The sequence below is a fragment of the Paenibacillus sp. JJ1683 genome, from assembly GCF_053006485.1.
This window is the reverse complement of record NZ_CM129820.1, coordinates 4,737,501-4,757,109: the sequence shown is the minus strand read 5'-3', so window position 1 is coordinate 4,757,109 and position 19,609 is coordinate 4,737,501. Positions and strand designations below refer to the sequence as shown.

23 protein-coding genes are annotated in these 19,609 nt (G+C 45.6%); 20 read left to right on the top strand and 3 right to left on the bottom strand.

What is annotated here, in order from left to right:
- The first annotated feature begins 174 nt into the window (after positions 1-174).
- Complete coding sequence (locus ACUC6J_RS20570; RefSeq protein WP_031462229.1) at positions 175-894, top strand: pirin family protein; 720 nt, start codon at positions 175-177, stop codon at positions 892-894.
- 158 nt (positions 895-1,052) lie between these two features.
- Here ACUC6J_RS20570 and ACUC6J_RS20565 read toward each other — a convergent pair whose 3' ends face one another.
- Positions 1,053-1,280: a DUF1128 domain-containing protein gene (locus tag ACUC6J_RS20565; protein ID WP_013373034.1), complete on the bottom strand. Its 228-nt coding sequence runs from the start codon at positions 1,278-1,280 to the stop codon at positions 1,053-1,055.
- A gap of 120 nt (positions 1,281-1,400) precedes the next feature.
- On the opposite strand from ACUC6J_RS20565, the gene yyaC reads away from it, so the two are divergent.
- Complete coding sequence (gene yyaC, locus ACUC6J_RS20560) at positions 1,401-1,991, top strand: spore protease YyaC (RefSeq protein ID WP_113051030.1); 591 nt, start codon at positions 1,401-1,403, stop codon at positions 1,989-1,991.
- 88 nt (positions 1,992-2,079) lie between these two features.
- Positions 2,080-2,874, top strand: a complete 795-nt coding sequence (locus ACUC6J_RS20555; protein WP_017425945.1) for an alpha/beta fold hydrolase — start codon at positions 2,080-2,082, stop codon at positions 2,872-2,874.
- A gap of 100 nt (positions 2,875-2,974) precedes the next feature.
- Here the strand turns inward: ACUC6J_RS20555 and ACUC6J_RS20550 are convergent, their stop codons facing one another.
- On the bottom strand, positions 2,975-3,541 hold the full coding sequence (locus ACUC6J_RS20550; protein ID WP_447249352.1) for a pyridoxamine 5'-phosphate oxidase family protein: 567 nt from the start codon (positions 3,539-3,541) through the stop codon (positions 2,975-2,977).
- A 395-nt stretch (positions 3,542-3,936) separates the two neighbouring features.
- Between ACUC6J_RS20550 and ACUC6J_RS20545 the strand changes: the two genes are divergently transcribed.
- Positions 3,937-4,593, top strand: coding sequence for a DUF6483 family protein (locus ACUC6J_RS20545; RefSeq protein ID WP_447249351.1), 657 nt, complete (start codon positions 3,937-3,939; stop codon positions 4,591-4,593).
- Positions 4,580-5,794 (top strand): class I SAM-dependent methyltransferase, encoded by a 1,215-nt coding sequence (locus ACUC6J_RS20540; protein ID WP_222822026.1) that lies wholly within the window; start codon positions 4,580-4,582, stop codon positions 5,792-5,794. The genes ACUC6J_RS20545 and ACUC6J_RS20540 overlap by 14 nt, the downstream gene beginning before the upstream one ends.
- 80 nt (positions 5,795-5,874) lie before the next feature.
- Here the strand turns inward: ACUC6J_RS20540 and ACUC6J_RS20535 are convergent, their stop codons facing one another.
- Complete coding sequence (locus tag ACUC6J_RS20535; protein ID WP_017425943.1) at positions 5,875-6,198, bottom strand: hypothetical protein; 324 nt, start codon at positions 6,196-6,198, stop codon at positions 5,875-5,877.
- A 145-nt stretch (positions 6,199-6,343) separates the two neighbouring features.
- On the opposite strand from ACUC6J_RS20535, the gene ACUC6J_RS20530 reads away from it, so the two are divergent.
- From ACUC6J_RS20530 to ACUC6J_RS20460, 15 genes are all read left to right on the top strand, one after another.
- A complete protein-coding gene (locus tag ACUC6J_RS20530) occupies positions 6,344-6,958 on the top strand; it encodes a DedA family protein (RefSeq protein WP_013373027.1) in 615 nt (204 codons plus the stop codon).
- Between the two features lies 1 nt (position 6,959).
- Positions 6,960-7,529, top strand: coding sequence for a thioredoxin family protein (locus tag ACUC6J_RS20525; protein ID WP_016820264.1), 570 nt, complete (start codon positions 6,960-6,962; stop codon positions 7,527-7,529).
- 3 nt (positions 7,530-7,532) lie between these two features.
- Positions 7,533-8,162: an MBL fold metallo-hydrolase gene (locus tag ACUC6J_RS20520; RefSeq protein WP_447249350.1), complete on the top strand. Its 630-nt coding sequence runs from the start codon at positions 7,533-7,535 to the stop codon at positions 8,160-8,162.
- Between the two features lie 244 nt (positions 8,163-8,406).
- Positions 8,407-8,616 (top strand): hypothetical protein, encoded by a 210-nt coding sequence (locus ACUC6J_RS20515; RefSeq protein ID WP_016820262.1) that lies wholly within the window; start codon positions 8,407-8,409, stop codon positions 8,614-8,616.
- A gap of 80 nt (positions 8,617-8,696) precedes the next feature.
- The gene (locus ACUC6J_RS20510; protein ID WP_016324719.1) at positions 8,697-9,083 is read left to right on the top strand and encodes a hypothetical protein; all 387 of its coding nucleotides are present in this window, start codon (positions 8,697-8,699) and stop codon (positions 9,081-9,083) included.
- A 293-nt stretch (positions 9,084-9,376) separates the two neighbouring features.
- Positions 9,377-9,664: an Asp-tRNA(Asn)/Glu-tRNA(Gln) amidotransferase subunit GatC gene (gene gatC, locus ACUC6J_RS20505; RefSeq protein ID WP_016820261.1), complete on the top strand. Its 288-nt coding sequence runs from the start codon at positions 9,377-9,379 to the stop codon at positions 9,662-9,664.
- 27 nt (positions 9,665-9,691) lie between these two features.
- A complete protein-coding gene (gene gatA / locus ACUC6J_RS20500) occupies positions 9,692-11,149 on the top strand; it encodes an Asp-tRNA(Asn)/Glu-tRNA(Gln) amidotransferase subunit GatA (RefSeq protein WP_039276213.1) in 1,458 nt (485 codons plus the stop codon).
- 26 nt (positions 11,150-11,175) lie between these two features.
- On the top strand, positions 11,176-12,621 hold the full coding sequence (gatB, locus tag ACUC6J_RS20495; RefSeq protein ID WP_016820259.1) for an Asp-tRNA(Asn)/Glu-tRNA(Gln) amidotransferase subunit GatB: 1,446 nt from the start codon (positions 11,176-11,178) through the stop codon (positions 12,619-12,621).
- 134 nt (positions 12,622-12,755) lie between these two features.
- Positions 12,756-13,217, top strand: a complete 462-nt coding sequence (locus ACUC6J_RS20490) for a GNAT family N-acetyltransferase (RefSeq protein ID WP_019688591.1) — start codon at positions 12,756-12,758, stop codon at positions 13,215-13,217.
- A 59-nt stretch (positions 13,218-13,276) separates the two neighbouring features.
- On the top strand, positions 13,277-13,990 hold the full coding sequence (locus ACUC6J_RS20485) for an MgtC/SapB family protein (protein ID WP_016820257.1): 714 nt from the start codon (positions 13,277-13,279) through the stop codon (positions 13,988-13,990).
- Positions 13,991-14,073: 83 nt separating this feature from the next.
- Positions 14,074-14,718, top strand: a complete 645-nt coding sequence (locus tag ACUC6J_RS20480) for a hypothetical protein (RefSeq protein WP_447249349.1) — start codon at positions 14,074-14,076, stop codon at positions 14,716-14,718.
- Positions 14,719-14,725: 7 nt separating this feature from the next.
- Positions 14,726-16,129, top strand: a complete 1,404-nt coding sequence (locus ACUC6J_RS20475; RefSeq protein ID WP_447249348.1) for a DUF4097 family beta strand repeat-containing protein — start codon at positions 14,726-14,728, stop codon at positions 16,127-16,129.
- Between the two features lie 108 nt (positions 16,130-16,237).
- A complete protein-coding gene (locus ACUC6J_RS20470; protein ID WP_013373015.1) occupies positions 16,238-16,669 on the top strand; it encodes a Fur family transcriptional regulator in 432 nt (143 codons plus the stop codon).
- Between the two features lie 186 nt (positions 16,670-16,855).
- Positions 16,856-18,574 (top strand): glycosyl hydrolase family 18 protein, encoded by a 1,719-nt coding sequence (locus ACUC6J_RS20465; RefSeq protein WP_447249347.1) that lies wholly within the window; start codon positions 16,856-16,858, stop codon positions 18,572-18,574.
- Between the two features lie 56 nt (positions 18,575-18,630).
- Entirely contained in the window at positions 18,631-19,566 is a 936-nt protein-coding gene (locus tag ACUC6J_RS20460) for a nucleotidyltransferase-like protein (protein WP_447249346.1), read from the top strand.
- Positions 19,567-19,609 lie beyond the last annotated feature (43 nt).

Here is a 19,609-nt window from a genome sequence, read left to right as displayed (position 1 = left end):
ACGAATAATGAACGGGAGAGCAAAACCTGACAGAGACAATAGGCTGATTGACGCATATAAGTGCGGGGTAAAGGGATCGTATTACAGCGTTTGTCAATGCCAGGGCCGGAAGTGGATTAGGAATCACGAAGTAAGGGCTGCTTTACGGAACTGGAATCCATGGAGGTGTTAAGGATGATTAAAATAGTGACATCAGCAGAGAGACATACCTCAAATAAGGGATGGATTCATAGTGAGTTTAGCTTTTCGTTTGCAGATTATGAAGATCCGAGCAATGCCCATTTTGGATGTATGCTAGCCCATAATGATAATGAGCTTAAACCGCAGCAAGGGTTCAAAAGACATCCGCATCATGATTTGGAAATCGTCACCTATGTAATTGAAGGCCTTCTGCATCATAGCGACAGCTTGGGTCACGAACAGGATCTGAAAAGCGGCTCGATTCAGGTTATGAGTGCAGGCACCGGGATTGAACATGAGGAGCGAAATCCTGGGGATGAAAAACCGGTTCGCTTTTTGCAAATGTGGTTTCTACCTGAGAGTCCTGGCCTTCAGCCTTCTTATCAGGTACAAAGATTCAAGCACAGTGAACGCCTAAATCGACTTCAGCCCGTAGTGTCTGGTTCAGAGGTGGAGGGAGCGCTGTCGATTGCACAGGATATAAATCTGTATCTGAGCAGATTGGAAAAGGGACAGCAGCTTGAGTATCCGCAGCAAGAGGAGCGCCGCACTCACATTTATATCATTAGCGGTCATGTCGAAGTTACGTGTCAGGATGGGGAATTTCAGTTAAAACCTGGCGATGCTGCGCGAATTCAAAAAAGCTGTACATTAAAGATACTAGCTACAGGGAATGAGGAAGTATCTGAACTGGTATTAGTAGATTTGCCTTGAAGCATCCATGGGTAAAGAAAGAAGTGGATGAAAATACGTATATGCATCAAAAAAATAAAGCTCGTATCCCTTGCGCGTCTGTTAAGACGACCGGAGGTACGAGCTTTATTTGTGGTGACACACTTAAAATAGCCAAGCTGTCTGTCCTACAAGCTGATTTACGAGGACTTACGCAATCTACCCAGTTCGGAGACAATGGCTTCAACCTCTGAAATGCTGAGGTTAGGCTTGCTGATCACCATATCGTAGACATCATGGATGTCCTCGTATTGCTCTAGCGAGAAAGCGGAAGCCTGCATAGCAGCACCACTCGCCATACGAAGCTTGGTTTTAATGCCCTCAATCATATACTCAATGTTGGCATGAGACGGTACAGACAAATCCATCGTTAATGTTCCATCCTTTCATAACAGGGGAAGTTGCCTGTATTGTATCATGTTTTTGTTGTAGAATGTACTGATAGCCAGATTACCGATATACAACTGAATGAAGGAGGATGGACAAAGTTGTCTTTGTATAATCGAGCTTCCACATCTGGTCGCTCGCCCGTAGAATCTAATGTAGAGAAAACAGATCGCGACGGACTCGCACCGTTTTTCCGAGAAATTCAACATCAGCACGCTATAGATAAGTTGACTTTTGTATGTATCGGTACAGATCGCTCGTCGGGTGACTCACTCGGGCCACTGGTAGGCACCATGCTCAAGGAGCAAGGCTTTCCGCATGTGATTGGCACCATGACGGAGCCTTGTGATGCGGATCATCTGGTTTCATACTTGGAGCGTATTCCCCAAGATCATCATGTGATCGCCATCGATGCTTGTCTTGGACAGCATGGCTCAACGGGGATGTTCCTTGTTGCCTGTGAACCGCTAACCCCTGCGCGATCGGTCGGGCTGTCTCTGCCGTCCGTCGGGCATTATAGCGTGGCCGCGATTGTGAATGAGCGCAGTCCCAAACCCTACTGGACACTCCAGATGACGTCGCTTCACCTGGTCATGACGATGGCTGCATATATTGCAGATGCAGCGGCTTGTGAATTTGGTTTAAAAACAGCTTCGCAAGATTTTCCAGCGGGCTACCGTTTCAGATATTGATGGTCTGCTTAATAATATACATCAGCATGTTCTACTCACTAATATATTCAGAACCAATAGATTATATACAGAGAAGGAAGGGTTCCACATGGAAAAGGTATTATGCGAAGGAACGACGATCTGCTATGCCGAACAAGGAAAAGGAGATCCGATCATTCTGTTGCACGGATTTTGCGGAAGCTCCTCCTATTGGGATGAGGTTGTTCCCTTGCTATCCCCAAGCTATCGTTGTATTGTTCCAGACTTGCGTGGACACGGACGCAGCGATGCTCCACTCGGAGCCTATACGATTGATCAAATGGCAGACGATGTGCTTAAACTTCAGGAACAATTGGACATTCCTCAGGCTGCATGGTTTGGTCACTCCCTAGGAGGCTACTTGGCCCTTTCCGCGGCCCAGAGACATGCAGAGCGTCTTACGGCCTTTGGATTGATTCATTCGACGGCTTATGCAGATACGGACGAAGGTAAAGAAAAGCGGAACAAGGCTGTATCCACCATTCAAACGGAAGGAATTACAACCTTTGTAGATGGACTCGTACCGGGGTTGTTTGCTCCTGAACATGTGGAGTCGATGCCAAACCAACTACTCAAAGTCAAAGAAATTGGTTACAAAACACCTCCACAAGGAGCCGTAGGAGCATCACTGGCTATGCGCGAGCGCCCGGACCGTCGGGATGTGCTGTCGGCTTCTGCATTGCCAGCTCTTTTAGTAGCAGGGGAGCAGGATCAGGCGGTTCCTCCAGCCCGGACGTTTACAACAGATCGGGCCGGAGTAACTCAGGTTACCCTACCGCAGTCTGGACATATGAGCTTGTTCGAAGCACCACAGTTATTAGCGAATGCCATCTTGTCATTTTTGGACCAGAACTTGAAAAAGTAGAGTAGGGTAAGTCTAAAAACCGGAACCTTCTGATGTGGTAACAGAAGAGATCCGGTTTTTTGCTGACTTGTTGCTTCATATCGGTTGATGCGTAAAATGCCTAAGTCATATTGTTTTTGTTCAAGGCAAACGCTGTCGGCAAACCGTCAATACTTTCTAAATTTTTTTCGTATGCATACTTTTTAAGTGCTTCTTGGCCCATCTGAATCGCTACGTCCTTCAGCTTTTCCCGTTCGCTCGTGTAAGTCATGAAGGGAACTGCAAAACCACATGAATGTTGCACCATATGAACATCTACAACAATGATTTGTCTTGCTCCAGGCAGTGGATTGAAGAGAGGATACAGCTCATTCCAACGCTTTGTGTTGGGCAGCACGACTGTGCCAGTACCAAAGAGCCTTAATACACAGGGCTCGCCTTCAAATGCACAGAACATGATGGTTACCCGTCCGTTCTCTATAATGTGTGCGCTTGTCTCGTTGCCACTTCCCGACAAGTCGAGATAGGCTACCTTATGATCTGACAATATACGAAAAGAATTATATCCCTTGGGGGAAATATTCACATGCCCCGTCTCAGATACAGGTGCTGATCCTACAAAGAAAATATGTTGTCGCTGTATGAACTCCTTATATTCCGGTAGTATCGAACTAAATTGTTTTCCCATACTTCAACATCCTTCCTGTAATTAATGCACAATTTTGTTTCTTGCGAAAATAAATATTATATTTTATTTTGTGATTTAATGCATTACAACGATTATTTTTGTTTCTTATGAAACAAAAATAACATGAGGCTAACGGAGAATCAATATCAAATTTTCGAATACTTGTATTTGAAGTTGATCACATGATCGGCTACAAAACATTGTGCTACCCAAATGTTACGTGTCATACGTGATTTTCTGAGTGCCGGATCATTGATGCTATAAATGATTTGTAATTGTACTAAATAGGATTACGCCATGATGGCGGCATTTGGCTTTTAGACAAGGATGTCTTACAATCAGAAGGGACAGGGTTGCTGGTTCTCTAGGCATCAGGATGAAAGGAAGGGAACGGCTTGCTTAGAAAAGATTATTTGCTTAGTATGATGGAAGAATTGACATCAGCAGTAGCATCAGTGCTCGGTCTGAGGCGTGAAAATAAACACGTCGAAGCGCTAAAACAGCTAGATGACCTACTCAACAAGCAGTTTCGCCTTCGTTCAGATTTGCTCAGACGATTGCCGCCAGAACAAATTATTGAGCTTTTCCGAATGGGCCCTGGGATGGAAGCGGATGAGCTTCAGCAAGTGGCTCGCATTCTGGAAGAAGAAGCTGTTATATACATGGAGACCAGCAGAATAGACGAGGGCAAACGAATTTTAATGAAATCTCTTCATTTATATTTGTACAGCGATCTGAATGGCGCGAATCGTGATCTACAGGTCCTGCCTGAACGAATAGCGTGTATCGTACAACTGGTTCATGAATATGAGCTTTCTCCTGAAACCAGCAAGCTACTGGCTGTTCATTATGAGCGGGAAAACAGACTGGACCAAGCCGCCGATGTCTGGTTTGGATTGGCATGGGAGCAGCCAGAGCTGGGATCGGAAGCAGAGGCATTTTACAGTCAGTTACTGGATAAGACCGATGCAGAGCTAGAGCGGGGTGGAATTTCACGCCGGGAAATCATCGAGGGTTTGTCCGAGATCACCCAATTACATGAAAGAAAGTGAGATGTACCTTTTGGATTCACTGCGCGAACTTGTATACCAATTGACCACGGGAGGCTCCCTCATAACAGCAACGCTGAGTCAGCTGCGCAAACGTGAGGATGCTTCTTTTACTAAAGTGCAAATCAAACCTGTGGAATTGAAAAACAAACTGCATTACCAGTTTGCCTTTCATTACAGCAACAAAGTCATTCATGAAAATCTGACCCCTGATGAAGCTAATGAGCGCATGACTGTCTTGTTTGAGGACACATTCCGCCAAGGACTTCTATGTGCCAAGGATGCAGACTATCAGGTGCTGATCAGTAAAAAATATAAAGTATCCATTCTGACAAAGTCACCGAGCAAAAGTAAAGCCGATCTGTCTCATAATCGCAAAAAGCAATATGTGCTTGAGGAAGGAGAACGTATTCCTTTCCTGATTGAGCTGGGGATTATGAATGAGGACGGCAAGGTGCTGGCCCGCAAATACGATAAATTCCGTCAAATCAACCGTTTTCTCGAAATGGTGCAGGATGTATTGCCCAGCCTTCCGGTAGGCCGCCCATTGACGATTGTGGATTTTGGCTGCGGCAAATCGTATTTGACCTTTGCCTTGTATCACTATTTGGCAGTACAGCAAAAACGACCTTTGCAGATTGTCGGTTTGGACTTAAAGGCAGATGTTATTGAAACCTGTAATGTTCTGGCGCAAAAGCTGCAATATCGACAGTTGGAGTTTCTGGTCGGAGATATCGCAGACTACAATGAACTGGAGCAGGTGGATATGGTCGTTACCTTGCATGCATGCGATACAGCAACAGATGCAGCGCTGGAAAAGGCTGTCCGCTGGGGAGCGTCTGTCATTTTATCAGTTCCGTGCTGCCAGCATGAGCTGTTTAGCCAACTGGAAAACCCGGTCTTGGAGCCTTTGCTCTCCCATGGCATTTTAAAGGAGCGTTTTTCTGCACTGGCAACGGATGGAATCCGGGCCAAGCTGCTGGATATGATGGGGTATCGGACACAGCTCTTGGAATTTATCGACATGGAGCACACACCTAAAAATATTCTGATTCGTGCTGTCAAAGGCCAAGCGGGAGAACGATCCGTTCTGTGGCGTGAGTACACAGCATTTCGGGATTTTATACATGCTGATCCTTATTTGGAACGTGCTTGTGCGGATTTGCTTCCAGAAGGAGCGGGGCAGAAGCAGACACACAGCTAAGAATATAGTGAAAGTGGAGCCACTGCGGGGTGGCTCCACTTTTTTGTAGATTACAGTTCATGGTTGCTGTACGCAAACCTCTACCCGCCATAGGCACTTCTAAAAGCGGTGCACAAAACATCGCGATCCACCTTCCACAATGCCGCGAGCTCCTCGCTGACATCTTCGTCCCACCAGTCGCACAGTAGTTTGCGATTGCTATGGTTTTCCGCAATCCAGATGAGGTGGCCGACGACCTTGCGGCAATATAGCTCCTCGCCCTGCTTGACCAGATCAGGAGCAATGTGAACAGGCAGACGTTTGCAGGTTCGGTACAGCTCTTTGCAGCATGCGCGGCGGATCCCGCGAGCCGTGGGCAAACGGGATTGTGAATTGTCATGTTTGGGGAATTTGCCGGGAGGCATATTGTACCCCCTCCTCTCTCTCACAACTTATGCGGGCAGAGGAGCCGGGGTCACTGACCTCCCTATTTGAGCGAAGTGGCGGCGTGTTCTGCCGCTGTGATACACTAATGAAAATAGAGAAACAGGCAGGGAGTGGGAAGAAAAAATGGACCATATATCTAGTATCATTAATTATTTGTTTGAGATCATTCGTAGTCTTGGGTATTTTGGTATTATGCTAGGCTTGATGGTGGAGGTCATTCCAAGTGAAATTGTCCTCGCTTACGGCGGCTTTTTAGTGTCCTCAGGTCATATTAATTTTTTTGGCGCAGTCGTGTTCGGAACGATTGGCGGGGTGCTGGCCCAACTGTTCATTTACTGGATTGGACGCTATGGTGGCAGACCCGTATTAGATAAGTATGGGAAATACATACTCATTAAAAAAAGTCATGTTGACCACGCTGAAGCCTGGTTCAATAAATATGGCACAGGAGTCATTTTCACAGCTCGCTTTATCCCTGTTGTTCGTCACGCGATCTCAATCCCTGCCGGGTTGGCTCGAATGAACGTATGGCGCTTTATTATTTTGACGACGCTAGCGATTATACCTTGGTCTGTTTTGTTTATATATTTAGGTATGCTGCTGGGAGACAAGTGGGAGCAAATTGACGAAGTGGCAGCACCTTACATCAAACCCATTTTGCTAGTTGCTCTTGCGCTCTTGATCATTTATTTTGTTATCAAATGGATTGTAGCCAAAAACAAAAAAGGAAGTGTATAACATGAGCCGTACTAACGTATCGCAATATTTCGGCAAGGGCTTGAGTCCTGAACAATTTATGGAGGGCATGGAAAAGAACAAAGAAGCCTTCCGCTCCGGATACGATCAGTTTGTGTGGAGCCGCGAAGAGGATCGGGAGTTTTTTGAAAGCCTGAACCATCGTGATGATCTGCGTGTGCTTATATTGGCTGCCGACTGGTGTGGGGATGTAGTACGCAATGTGCCAGTTGTGTTTCGCGCGCTGGAGAATAGCGGTATTCCAACTGAAGTATTGATTCTGGAAAATCATCAGGCGCTGATGGACGACTTCCTGACGATGGGCGGACGTGCTGTGCCGATTGTGATTTTTGCGGATACTGGGGGTCACGTACTAGGTCACTGGGGACCACGTCCTGCACATGTCCAACAAATTATGATCGAATTCAAACGTGAAAATCCAGATCGGGAAGCCGATGATTATCAAGAAAAAATCGCAGTTGCTCGCAAAGAAATGGCTGCAAAATATGGGGAGGGAACCGAGGTTCATCCTGTGATTGTTCAGGAATTACGCGAGCTGATCTCGGGATTTTAACTTATGACCTTATCCATTCGCAGCTTTAATCTGGGTCCACTTCAAACGAATGCTTATTTGCTTCAAGGGGATGATCCACAGCGCGCCGTTATTATTGATCCAGGAATGAATCCGGGACCTTTGCTGAGAGCGATTGAATCCCTGACCATTGAAGCTATCCTGCTGACCCATGCCCATTTTGACCATATTGGAGGAGTGGAGGAGATTCGCAATGCGAAAGGATGCCCGGTGTATCTGCACGCCTTGGAGCAAGACTGGCTCACATCTCCTAAGCTGAATGGCTCCCTGATGTGGCCAGAGGCTTCTCCACCGATCTCGACAGGACCTGCCGAATATGATTTGGCGGAAGGTCAGCAATTAAATCTAATCGGGCACACGTTCAAGGTGTTCCATACACCGGGGCATTCACCCGGAAGTGTTAGCTTCTTGTGTGGCAAAGATCTTTTCTCCGGGGATGTGCTATTCCGTCAGGGTGTCGGACGTACCGACCTGCCGAGGGGGCGGGAACGTGATTTGTACGATTCCATTCAGAATAAATTGTTTCCGCTCGGAGATGACGTTACGGTCTATTGTGGTCACGGACCCAAAACATCCATTGGTTATGAGAAAGCCAACAATCCGTATATCCGGTAAATTTGATAAACGTTAATTAATTGAGGCAAAATCAAAGAAGTGACAGGTTTTGCCTCAATTCGACAACAAAATATAAATTATGTATAGACAAAGGGTTTCATTTTTGTTAACATAAATTTATTGAAGTTACATACTAAACTCGCGAAGCACGCAAGCTGTGGATGAATCCCGGTTTGCGTTCTTTTTTTTGCCCATTAAGAGGATAAAGAGGCATGAAGCCGTCAGATCACAAGGGGGAGCAAGAATGAAAAGAAAACATATATATGAGGTACACCGTGAGAAAGAAGGTAGTTTCCGTCTTCCCAAAATAGTAGATATTGAAGATGTTGTGGTAGGTTCCGAACCGAAGATCATAACTTGGAAAAAGGTGAAACGGCAGGGCGGAACCCTTACGCAAAACTGGCATATACGGCTTAATGAGCATAGATTTGGACGTGGAGACGGTCGATTATGAAGATACATAGATGATATAGACAAGCTACCTTTTTTTTAGTAGACTTAGCAGATAAGTTCAGACAAACGGGGGGGCTAACGATGCATCATTTAGGAGCTAGAATTATGATCGTCGCGGATGCTTTTGAGCAGAATCTTCCTGTGGGCGAACATGGTTATATCATTGCTTACGACCGTAATGCGGACAATGCTTTTGACTATGTCATTCGCGTACCGAAGGTGAATCGCAATTTTTTCGTACCATCCGGGGACATTGAGCTGGAAGAAAGTATTCTCAAGCTGGAAGCCGAGCGGATTGAGCGTGAAGCGCTGATAGATTACGCCCTTGCTACTCATAATGAGAAGCTGTTCAGACATGTGATGAACGGTGGTCATGATTCAGTAGAGACTGAGGAAGAAGAAACCGCGGCAGAATTGTTGTCACAGGCTGATTTTATTAAACAAGTTAATTTGCGTGCTTGGATATAGGAATCGGCTGTTGCCGACTCTTTTTAACAATATATAATGGGCACGATTTCAGCTGCTATAGTTTTCTTGAAAGAGCACCGAGAGGTGCTTTTTTTATATTCTTTTAGTAACATTTACCTCATTGATGTACAGTCTGCTTCTGTACCGCGTCAAAGATTGAATTGTATAGGGTTCTATCCTATAATTAAAAACGTTATTTCAAAGTTCGGTGTAACATTTTTGATACCAGGATTTTGCAAAATCCGATTCCAGTCGCTTATTGGATTTTTATATATACATGAGGAGGGTTTTGAATGAACATTTCCAAGGAAGATGTCCGTCACGTAGCCAGGCTGTCCCGATTGAATTTGACCGAGACTGAGGAAGAAACCATGACAGGGCAATTAAACGCCATTCTCCATTATGCGGAGAAGCTGAATGAGCTGGATACGGAGCAGGTAAAACCGACCACTCATGTGCTGCACGTCAGCAATGTCATGCGAGACGACGAAGTTCGCGAAAGTTTGACGCATGAGCAAGTGATGCGTAATGCACCTGAAGAAGAAGATGGACAGTTTAAAGTTCCTGCTGTTCTGGAATAGATTTCACATTTGAAAGGAGGATGCAAATTGAGCTTGTTTAATAACACATTGCCGGAAATACATAACAAGCTGCATCAAAAGGAAATTTCCGTGAGTGATCTAGTGGGGCACGCTCTGGAGACAATTGATGCGCGGGAAGAGAAGATCAGGGCCTATATTACTGTCGACGAGGAACGGGCTCGGGCATCCGCACGTCAGCTGGATGATCAGCTGGTTTCGGGAGAGGAACGAGGGTTGTTGTTTGGTCTGCCGGTCGGTATTAAGGATAATATCGTGACGGAAGGGCTGCGCACAACATGTGGCAGTCAGTTTTTGAAAAATTTTGATCCTGTTTACGATGCCACAGTTGTCGGTAAGTTACGCGCAGCGCAAACGGTGACACTTGGTAAAATGAACATGGACGAATTCGCCATGGGTGGTTCGAACGAGAACTCCAGCTTTTTCCCTGCACGTAATCCTTGGGATTTAGAACGTGTTCCCGGCGGTTCCAGTGGCGGCTCGGCTGCAGCTGTTGCGGCGGGTGAAGCTTATTTCACGCTCGGTTCCGATACAGGCGGCTCCATTCGCCAGCCCGCTTCTTATTGCGGCGTAGTTGGCCTAAAACCAACCTATGGTCTGGTATCCCGTTTTGGACTGGTGGCCTTTGCTTCATCTTTAGACCAAATCGGTCCGATTACAAAAAATGTTCAGGATTCGGCCTATGTCCTGCAAGCCATTGCAGGCTATGACCAGAAGGACTCCACTTCTGCGAAGGTAGACATTCCTGATTATTTGAACGCTTTAACCGGAGATGTGAAGGGACTTCGTATCGCTGTGCCTAAAGAGTATCTTGGTGAAGGCGTAGATCCACAGGTCAAGGAAAAGGTGCTTGATGCACTGAAAACACTGGAAGGATTGGGCGCTGTATGGGAAGAGGTATCTCTTCCGCACACGGAATATGCAGTTGCAACGTACTACCTACTGGCTTCATCTGAAGCATCGTCCAATCTGGCCCGCTTTGACGGCGTGCGCTATGGTGTACGCGCTGACAATCCGGATAACCTGCTCGATCTGTACCATCAGTCCCGTACGCAAGGGTTTGGTCCTGAGGTGAAGCGTCGGATTATGCTCGGTACCTATGCACTCAGCTCCGGGTACTACGATGCTTATTATTTGAAAGCTCAAAAAGTGCGCACACTGATCAAACAGGATTTTGATCGTGTATTTGAACAATATGATGTGATTATCGGGCCTACTGCACCGACTACCGCGTTCAAAATCGGTTCCCAAGTAGACGACCCATTGACAATGTATTTGAACGATATTTTGACGATTCCAGTGAGTTTGGCTGGCGTGCCGGCGATCAGTATTCCTTGTGGTCTTGCAGATGGAATGCCAGTCGGACTACAAATTATCGGGAAAGCCTTTGACGAGTCTTCTGTACTGCGCGTAGCGCATGCATTCGAACAAAATACTGAATTTCACAAGCAGCGTCCGCAGCTGTAATTTGCCAAAAAGGAGGGAACCTATTCATGTCTACAACTACATCGAAGTATGAGACGGTCATTGGACTTGAAGTCCATGTGGAATTGCATACGAAGTCCAAAATATTTTGTGGATGCTCGACATCCTTCGGAGCACCGCCAAACTCTCATACATGTCCGGTCTGTCTAGGACATCCGGGGGTATTGCCGGTATTGAACCGTCAAGCCGTTGATTATGCTATGAAAGCGGCAATGGCGCTCAATTGCACCATCGCTGATGTCAGCAAATTTGACCGCAAAAACTATTTCTACCCCGATTCACCGAAGGCTTACCAAATTTCGCAATATGACCAACCGATCGGTGAGCATGGCTGGATTGATATTGAAGTGAACGGTGAAACCAAGCGTATCGGCATTACCCGGTTGCATCTGGAAGAGGACGCGGGGAAATTAACCCACGTTGATGGTGGCTATGCGTCTTTGGTTGATTTTAACCGGGTCGGCACACCGTTGGTTGAAATCGTTTCGGAACCGGATATATCTTCGCCGGAAGAAGCCAAGGCTTATCTGGAAAAAATACGTGCCATTATGCAGTATTGTGACGTATCCGATGTGAAGATGGAGGAAGGCTCGCTTCGTTGCGATGCGAATATCAGTCTTCGTCCGCATGGACAAAAAGAGCTGGGAACCAAAGCGGAACTGAAAAACATGAACTCCTTCCGTGGCGTACAGCGCGGACTGGAATATGAGCAGTTCCGGCAAGAACAGACGCTGGACGAAGGTGGAACGATCGTACAGGAAACACGTCGCTGGGATGAGGCACAGGGTAAAACACTGTCCATGCGTGGTAAGGAACAGGCGCACGACTATCGTTATTTCCCGGACCCGGATCTCGTTACACTGCATATTGATGAGGAGTGGAAAGAGCGTATCCGTGCTTCGATTCCTGAATTACCCGACCAGCGTAAAGCACGTTACACTTCGGAATATGGATTACCTGAGTATGATGCACAGGTAATTACGTCCTCCAAGCCATTGGCTGATTTGTTCGAGGATAGTCTTCAGTACACCAAGGATGCCAAAGCCGTATCCAACTGGATTATGGGGGATTTACTCGGCTATTTGAACAGTGCCAATGTAGAATTGTCGCAGGTTAAATTGACAGGTCGGGGCTTGGGTGAAATGATCGGACTACTGGAGAAGGGTACGATCAATAGTAAAATTGCCAAAACGGTCTTCAAGGAAATGCTGGAAAGTGATAAACTGCCACAGCAAATTGTTGAAGAAAAAGGGCTTGTGCAAATCAGTGATGAAGGTGCAATTCTGACAATTGTCGAACAAGTTGTAGCAGCCAACCCGCAATCGGTCGAGGATTACAAAGCTGGCAAGCAAAAGGCCATCGGCTTCTTGGTCGGTCAAGTGATGAAGGAGAGCAAGGGCAAAGCTAACCCTGGCCTCGCTAATAAGTTGCTGACAGAAGTGTTGAACCGTTAATGGCATAGTTATGACAGGGGCTTGTCTTTTAGGGACAGGCCCCTTTTGCATAGGTGCAAAGACACGAATGGGGCATCAAACACGTATTAGAAGCGTGATGACATATGATGAGTTTCCTTAGGAGGGCAAACAGCATGGTTACCCTATGTTCATTGGAAGATGATAATATTGTCAGTCAGATATGGCGTCTTCAGCATGTCGCTTATAGACTGGAAGCTGAACTGATTGGATTTGATGAGATTCCTCCACTGATGGATACATTGGAGACGCTGAGAAGCTGCGGGGAGTCTTTTTATGGGTGGCTGGAGGATGATGAACTGCTAGGAGCACTAGCTGTGCAGTCTGAGTCATCTGGTTCGCTTACCCTTACACGTATGATGGTTCATCCAGATCATTTTCGCAAAGGGATTGCGGACTCCTTAATGAAGCATGTTTTGAATGAATATCGGAATGTTCCCCTGTTTATCGTCACCACTGGAACTTTAAACACTCCTGCGGTGACGCTTTATCAAAAACATGGTTTTCGTCCTGTTTCCGCAGCAGAAGTGGCCCCAGGCGTGGAATTAACCACCTACCATTTGCATAACGTGGAATAATACTCACAAACCGCGTGCCCGGACAGGGAAGCACGACATAACCGGGAGGAGAGACTCGAATGAATAATCCGTGGATTATAGATGATTCACATATCATTTTACGGCTATTACTGTCCATGCTTCTCGGTGGATTCATTGGCTTTGAGCGAGAACGTTCCAATCATGCTGCTGGTTTGCGGACTCACATTATGGTCAGTCTTGGATCGGCGCTGATTATGCTACTCTCTATTTACGGCTTTGCTGATTTTATTAAAGAAGCTAATGTGCGTATAGATCCAGCTCGTTTGGCTACGGCGGTGATTACTGGCGTAGGCTTTTTGGGCGCAGGTACGATTATGTTCACAGGTAAATCCATTACTGGACTCACAACGGCGGCTTCCATTTGGGTCGTAGCTGCCATTGGCCTTGGGGTCGGAGCAGGCTTCTATTTACCCTCTATAGCGGCAACTGTGCTCGTATTTTTAAATTTATGGGTGTTCAACAAATTAGAACTTCGGTATATGCGTGGACGCAAGCCTCATCTTATTACACTGTACGGATTGTCCTCTCACGGATTGCTCGATCAAATTTCGACTTATTTAGAGCAGGAAAAAGTGGAAATACGTAAAATCATGATTAAAGAACATGAAAATGTTCCATTTCATGAATTGCACCCGGATCGTCAGAGTATGGAGGTTTCCCTGGAGGTGCTGGCCCGACATGACTTTAATCCGGTGCGTATTGCAGCTGATTTACGACAATGGGAAGATATAGCTGCCGTCTCCGTTGAGTGATCATAACCCTTTTTTTTACAGTTACTATCAAATCTGATTGGGGTACTATGTAACCATCAAAGTATTTTACAGCGGAGCTACGTATGGAATTCAAAGGGGAGGATGGCATGAACTCGGAACAACCGTTACCGTCGGGAGAGTCCGGACAGGCTGAACAGCCACATGGACAGAAACAGCGGTGGCGTCTGCAATACGCTAAATTTCGCAAAGTAATTGCCATTATCATGGCAGCACTGATACCTGGAATGGGACATCTTTTTTTAGGACTATTTATTAGGGGGCTTACATTTATTGTATTGCTCCTGCTAGATATTTTTGCGATGCTGTATGTTTCCTCCGATGGATTGAGGATTAACATCCCATTACTAATTTTGCTGGGCTTGTTCATACCCGTTTTATATTTTTATAATGTATATGATGTCTTACAGTCAGCGGATTACATGGTTCGTTATCGGCGCAAGCCAGATCAATATGCACGAATGGATGCTAGAGGTCAGCAAAGTAGTCCATTTTATGCGTGGGAAAGAGGCTTTGCTTTTGCTGTGCTATTGGTGGCAGGCGGTGGACTTATGATTCTGTTCCGCATGAAACCTCGCTGGTTAAGCATTTTCTTCGAAGATTATGGGTTCCTGACGCTGGCCATTATATTAATGATGATCGGTTTATTCCTTTTTCTAAGGGAAGCCTTTCTATCCTTTAAACGTAAAAAATTGAAAGAAAGAGGGTGAAGCAGGCGTGCACCGCAAAATAAGAGTCGGCCGCTACACCTCTTCGCTTCTGTTGATGGCTGTAGGCATTTTGCTGATTGTAGATGTGCTTCAGAACACGGAATATATGCTCCAGCTCCTTGTGTGGTGGCCTGTAATCTTTGTGCTTTGGGGTCTGGAGTATTTGGTTTTTTTTGGCGTGTATTATCGCAAAGAGGGCAAGCCTGACAACGGACGACGTTTCAGACCTGACTTGAAGGGGATTCTGTCCGCTTTGGTAGTGGCTGCTTCGGTTTTTATCGTGACCCAGCAAAACCATTATATGTACCTGTGGAACCGGGTTAGTCTCAATCTGACATCGGCTTCTATGGATTTTAGCCAGGCTAAAGAGAATCGGTATGATATGGGTGGTATGCTGATACCTGTAACTATGCAGACGTCCGATTTAGTAGTTGATTCAGTGAATGGGGATATAACACTAATCAGAAGGCCGGTGTCCAATATAGAGGTGCGCGGGACACTATGGGTGGATCAAGCGCCTGCTGCCGAAGCGGACAAGATTGCTCAAGCTTCTTCACTGACTTCTACCGATGGCAAGACCATCCAGATTCGTCCGGAGGTACAGTCATACGGAGCATCAAGTAAACGTCAGCCTCGAATGAACATGTTGATCACCGTGCCAGAGGATCGGCGCTTCAATATGCAGATTAGAACCTCCAACGGGAATATTACCTTGAATGGAGTAGACGCTATCGACAGCATCCGGCTTGAGAGTGGTAATGGGAATCTCACAGTTAATGATGCTATCGGCAATGTCAAAGGAGGCACCCTGAACGGTCAGATTAGATTGCATCGGATTTCCGGAGATGTGGATGTACGCACGAACCGTGGCGATATGCAGGCAGGGGATATTGAAGGTGCATTGTCGCTCCACACTATGGTAGGTGACATTCAGGTCGCTCGTTCGGAAGGGGATATTACCGTTGATACTCAAAATGGTGACATGAATGTGCTGAATTCTACAGCCAAGCTGAATGCAAATTCGCTTAATGGCGCTATCAAAGTGCATAGCGAGAGGATAGGTGGAGATTGGAAAATATACAGTGCTGTCGGTGATATCGTATTGGATCTTCCATCAAATGGAGATTTCCAGTTAGAGGGTTCAAGCAGTTATGGTAATCTTCAGTCTGATTTTCCATTTAAGATAGACAGTAAAAGCATTTCAGGTCAAAACGGGGATGGCAAATATGTGATTAACGTAGAGGGTAACAGCAATTTAACCATTAAAAAGTTACTGATGCCGTCGTTACCCGACTTGGATGATTCTGGAGGATCGACTGCGCCCGATGCAACTGGAAGTTCTCCGGGTGAACCTGAAGTTCCTGCGACCGATACTTCTGTACGGACATCCGGCGACAATACGGCGCGTTGACAAGATTCTTGAGTAGACCGTACAATGTGAGTAGCTTTAGAAGTGAATTGTAAATAGATGCGTGGTAATTGATAGGATTGCAAGTAAGGGATAAGGCGGTGGACATATATGGCAGCACGCGTCCAGCATGCTTTGGAACTTCTGAAGAAGACAGGTGTACGCATAACACCCCAGCGCCATGCCATATTAAACTATTTAATGGAATCTATGGGGCATCCGACTGCAGATGAAATATATCGTGCGCTTGAGTCCAAGTTTCCAAGTATGAGTGTGGCTACGGTTTATAATAACTTAAAGATGTTTATAGAAGCGGGTATGGTACATGAGTTGACCTATGGAGATAACGCCAGTCGTTATGATGCCAATATTTCGGAGCACTATCACATCATTTGTGAAAAATGCGGAAAGATTGAAGATTTCAGTTATCCGTATTTGGCAGATGTGGAACGCCATGCCGCGTTGGAAACAGGCTTCGAGGTGCATGGACATCGTATGGAGTTACACGGAGTATGCAAAGCTTGTAGTAACAAACAATCGTAGCGAAACAAGGGATAAAAGTTTTTAGTGCGGTATGTATATATTGTAATGGATTGGAAACGTGAGGAATTCCCCATAAGTGGGGATTTACCGCGTTTTTTTGTTTAAATCACTTTGTTTTTTGTCTCAGGTAATCTGTTAAAGTTACAAAATACAGAAATCAAAATTTCTTACAATGGAGGTTCAATATTGGCCAGAAATCATTCCAGACGCCGCCGTAAACGTTCTCGATTCAAAGGAGCGGCAAGCCTGCTATTATTCGCAGCGATTATATGCGCAATTACTGTCGTATGGTATGGTAATCCTCTTCACGAGAAACCCGATTGGCAGGGGAGTGTCCGACCTATTTTTATGAAGGGCAAGTTGACCGGATATGAAGCTCAAAGCTCCGGCAAGAACATGCTGATGCCGCTTAAATTGATACAAGGTCAAATTGACCCTACCATTCGTTATGAGGATGACAGCCAAACCGTCATTATGGCAACGAGACAAAGCTTGCTCCATATGAATGTTGCAAAGACACAAGGCGAACTGAATGGTAAAACATATGCACTTAGCGCCGCCCCTCAGATAATCAGTGGAAAGGTGTATATCCCCATTGAGGCTGTACGTGAAGTATATGGTATATCCATCCACGAAGACCCTGTAACAGGGGCTGTCATTCTGATGAAAGCCGGAGAGAAAGTCAGGCTAGGTAGTGTAGAAAAGAAAGATGGGCAACAGGATGCTAGAATTGCTTTACGCAAAGAAGCCTCTAGTCTATCTTTTATTTTGGCAGATGTATCACAGCAGACGAAAGTACGCATCTGGTCTCAACAGGGCGATTGGTATTTTGTGCAGTTAGACAATGGTTATGCAGGATACATGAAGTCAGACTGTATCTCTGAAGGAGAAGAACTTGTGATACCTTCGGTTAAGGACGATTTGTCAATCTCGGAGAAGCATTGGCAGGGTAAACCTGTGAATCTCGCTTGGGAAGCCGTCTATAATCGTAAGCCTGATCCTTCCAAATTTGACCCTATGCCTGGAGTAAATGTGGTGAGCCCTACATGGTTCAGCGTCGTTGATCATGAGGGTACTGTAGAAAGCAAGGCGGACCCGGCATATGTCAGCTGGGCACATCGTAAGGGCATGGAGGTATGGGGCTTGTTGAGCAACAGCTTTAACCCCGAAATAACAACAGAGGCACTATCTACCTTTGAACGTCGAAAATCGATTGTAGATCAGATGATCTCACTTGCCCAAGAAAATGATCTGGATGGTATTAATATTGACTTTGAAAATGTCCATACGAAGGATGGCCCCAATGTCACCCAATTTTTGCGGGAACTTAAACCGATGGCCCGGGAACATGATTTGATACTGTCCATTGATGTTACGCCTAAATCTCAAAGTGAGATGTGGTCTGTTTTCTTGGATCGAAAGGCATTGGGTGCTATAACAGATTATCTCATGGTAATGGCGTATGATGAGCATTGGGCGGCTAGTCCAAAAGCTGGTTCCGTCGCCTCATTACCATGGACAGAAGCGTCAATTCGGCGGATTATTCAGGAAGACGAAGTGCCGCCTCAAAAAGTGGTTTTAGGTATTCCATTATATACCCGCGTTTGGTCCGAGACTCCCAAAGAAGGGAAGATTAAGGTCACCTCCAAATCAATTGGTATGGAGTCAGCAGCAGATATCGTAGCCCAATTTAAGTTGAAGCCCAAATATAGAGCTTCTGAAGGTCAGAATTATGTCGAATATACCGAAGATGGTGTTGTCAAAAAGATTTGGCTAGAGGATCAGATATCCCTGAAGGCAAGAGTAGAACTTGCCAAATCACTGAACCTGGGCGGAATTGGTGTGTGGAGTCGGAGCTTTGCAGATGAAGATGCTTGGATAACACTGAAAGAAATAATTAAATAAGATAAAAAATTATACAATTGAAGAAGGAAGTCTCTTATTTATGTAGAAATGATCACATGTATCCAAATATCCAATTTAGCGGTTATATCCGCCTTGCAGGTATGGAGGGTGAAGTGCAGCTAACCAAATTAAACCTGATGCATGATGAATTGTTGCAGGAAGATTCAATAGGTGTTATTTCGTACAGAAAGCCGGGAGAATATTTTCACGGTTCGATGTTGTATGACTTTGATGAACTCATTCTAATTATTGGAGAAGGCCGGGAGCCAGTTCAATCTATACAACACTTATTTATTAATGGATTAAAATGCCAAGTGTTGTACACAACGCTTAGTTGTCTGAAGGGTTGGATTATCGCAGGTGAACAAGCCAACATTATAGATTATGTGCTAGAAGGTCGTATGGTTTGGGAACGGGATGACAGGGTACGTCTTTTAAGACAGGAAATTATTGAATTTAACGATCCACTGCGGGAGCAGAAGCGATTTCATGAGTTCTCCCGCTTTCTGGTCAATTACGTTCAGGGTAAGAAAGCAGTGCGAGAAGGGCGGATCATTGACGCTTATCAAAGTGTTCTGAAGGCACTGGATCATTGGGCGTCTATTGAACTCATTGAACGTGGGATTTATCCAAAGGTTCACTTATGGGTTCAGGTGCAGCCGCTGGATCGAACAATTGAGAAACTGTATAACGAGCTCACATTAAGTACGGAGACTCTGGAGCAACGGGTTGAACTGGTACTGCTTGCTTGTGAATTTTCAGTCATGTCGAAAATGGAGGAGTGCTCCTCTCCGATATTCCGTATATTAGGCAGCAGACGGGAACCTTGGTCTATAGATGAACTTATGAATCATCCTGAGCTCAAGAATCTACAATTAGATCTTACCGTCGTGCTCCGTAAACTGGTTTATCGTTCGCTTATTAGAGAATCAGCCGTCGGGGAATTTAGGGATCGCGGACAAAATCGTGAACTGCGCTACTCCCTTCTTTGATGAGCGGAGGTTATTTTATCAGGAAGAAAGGTCGATAAATGAT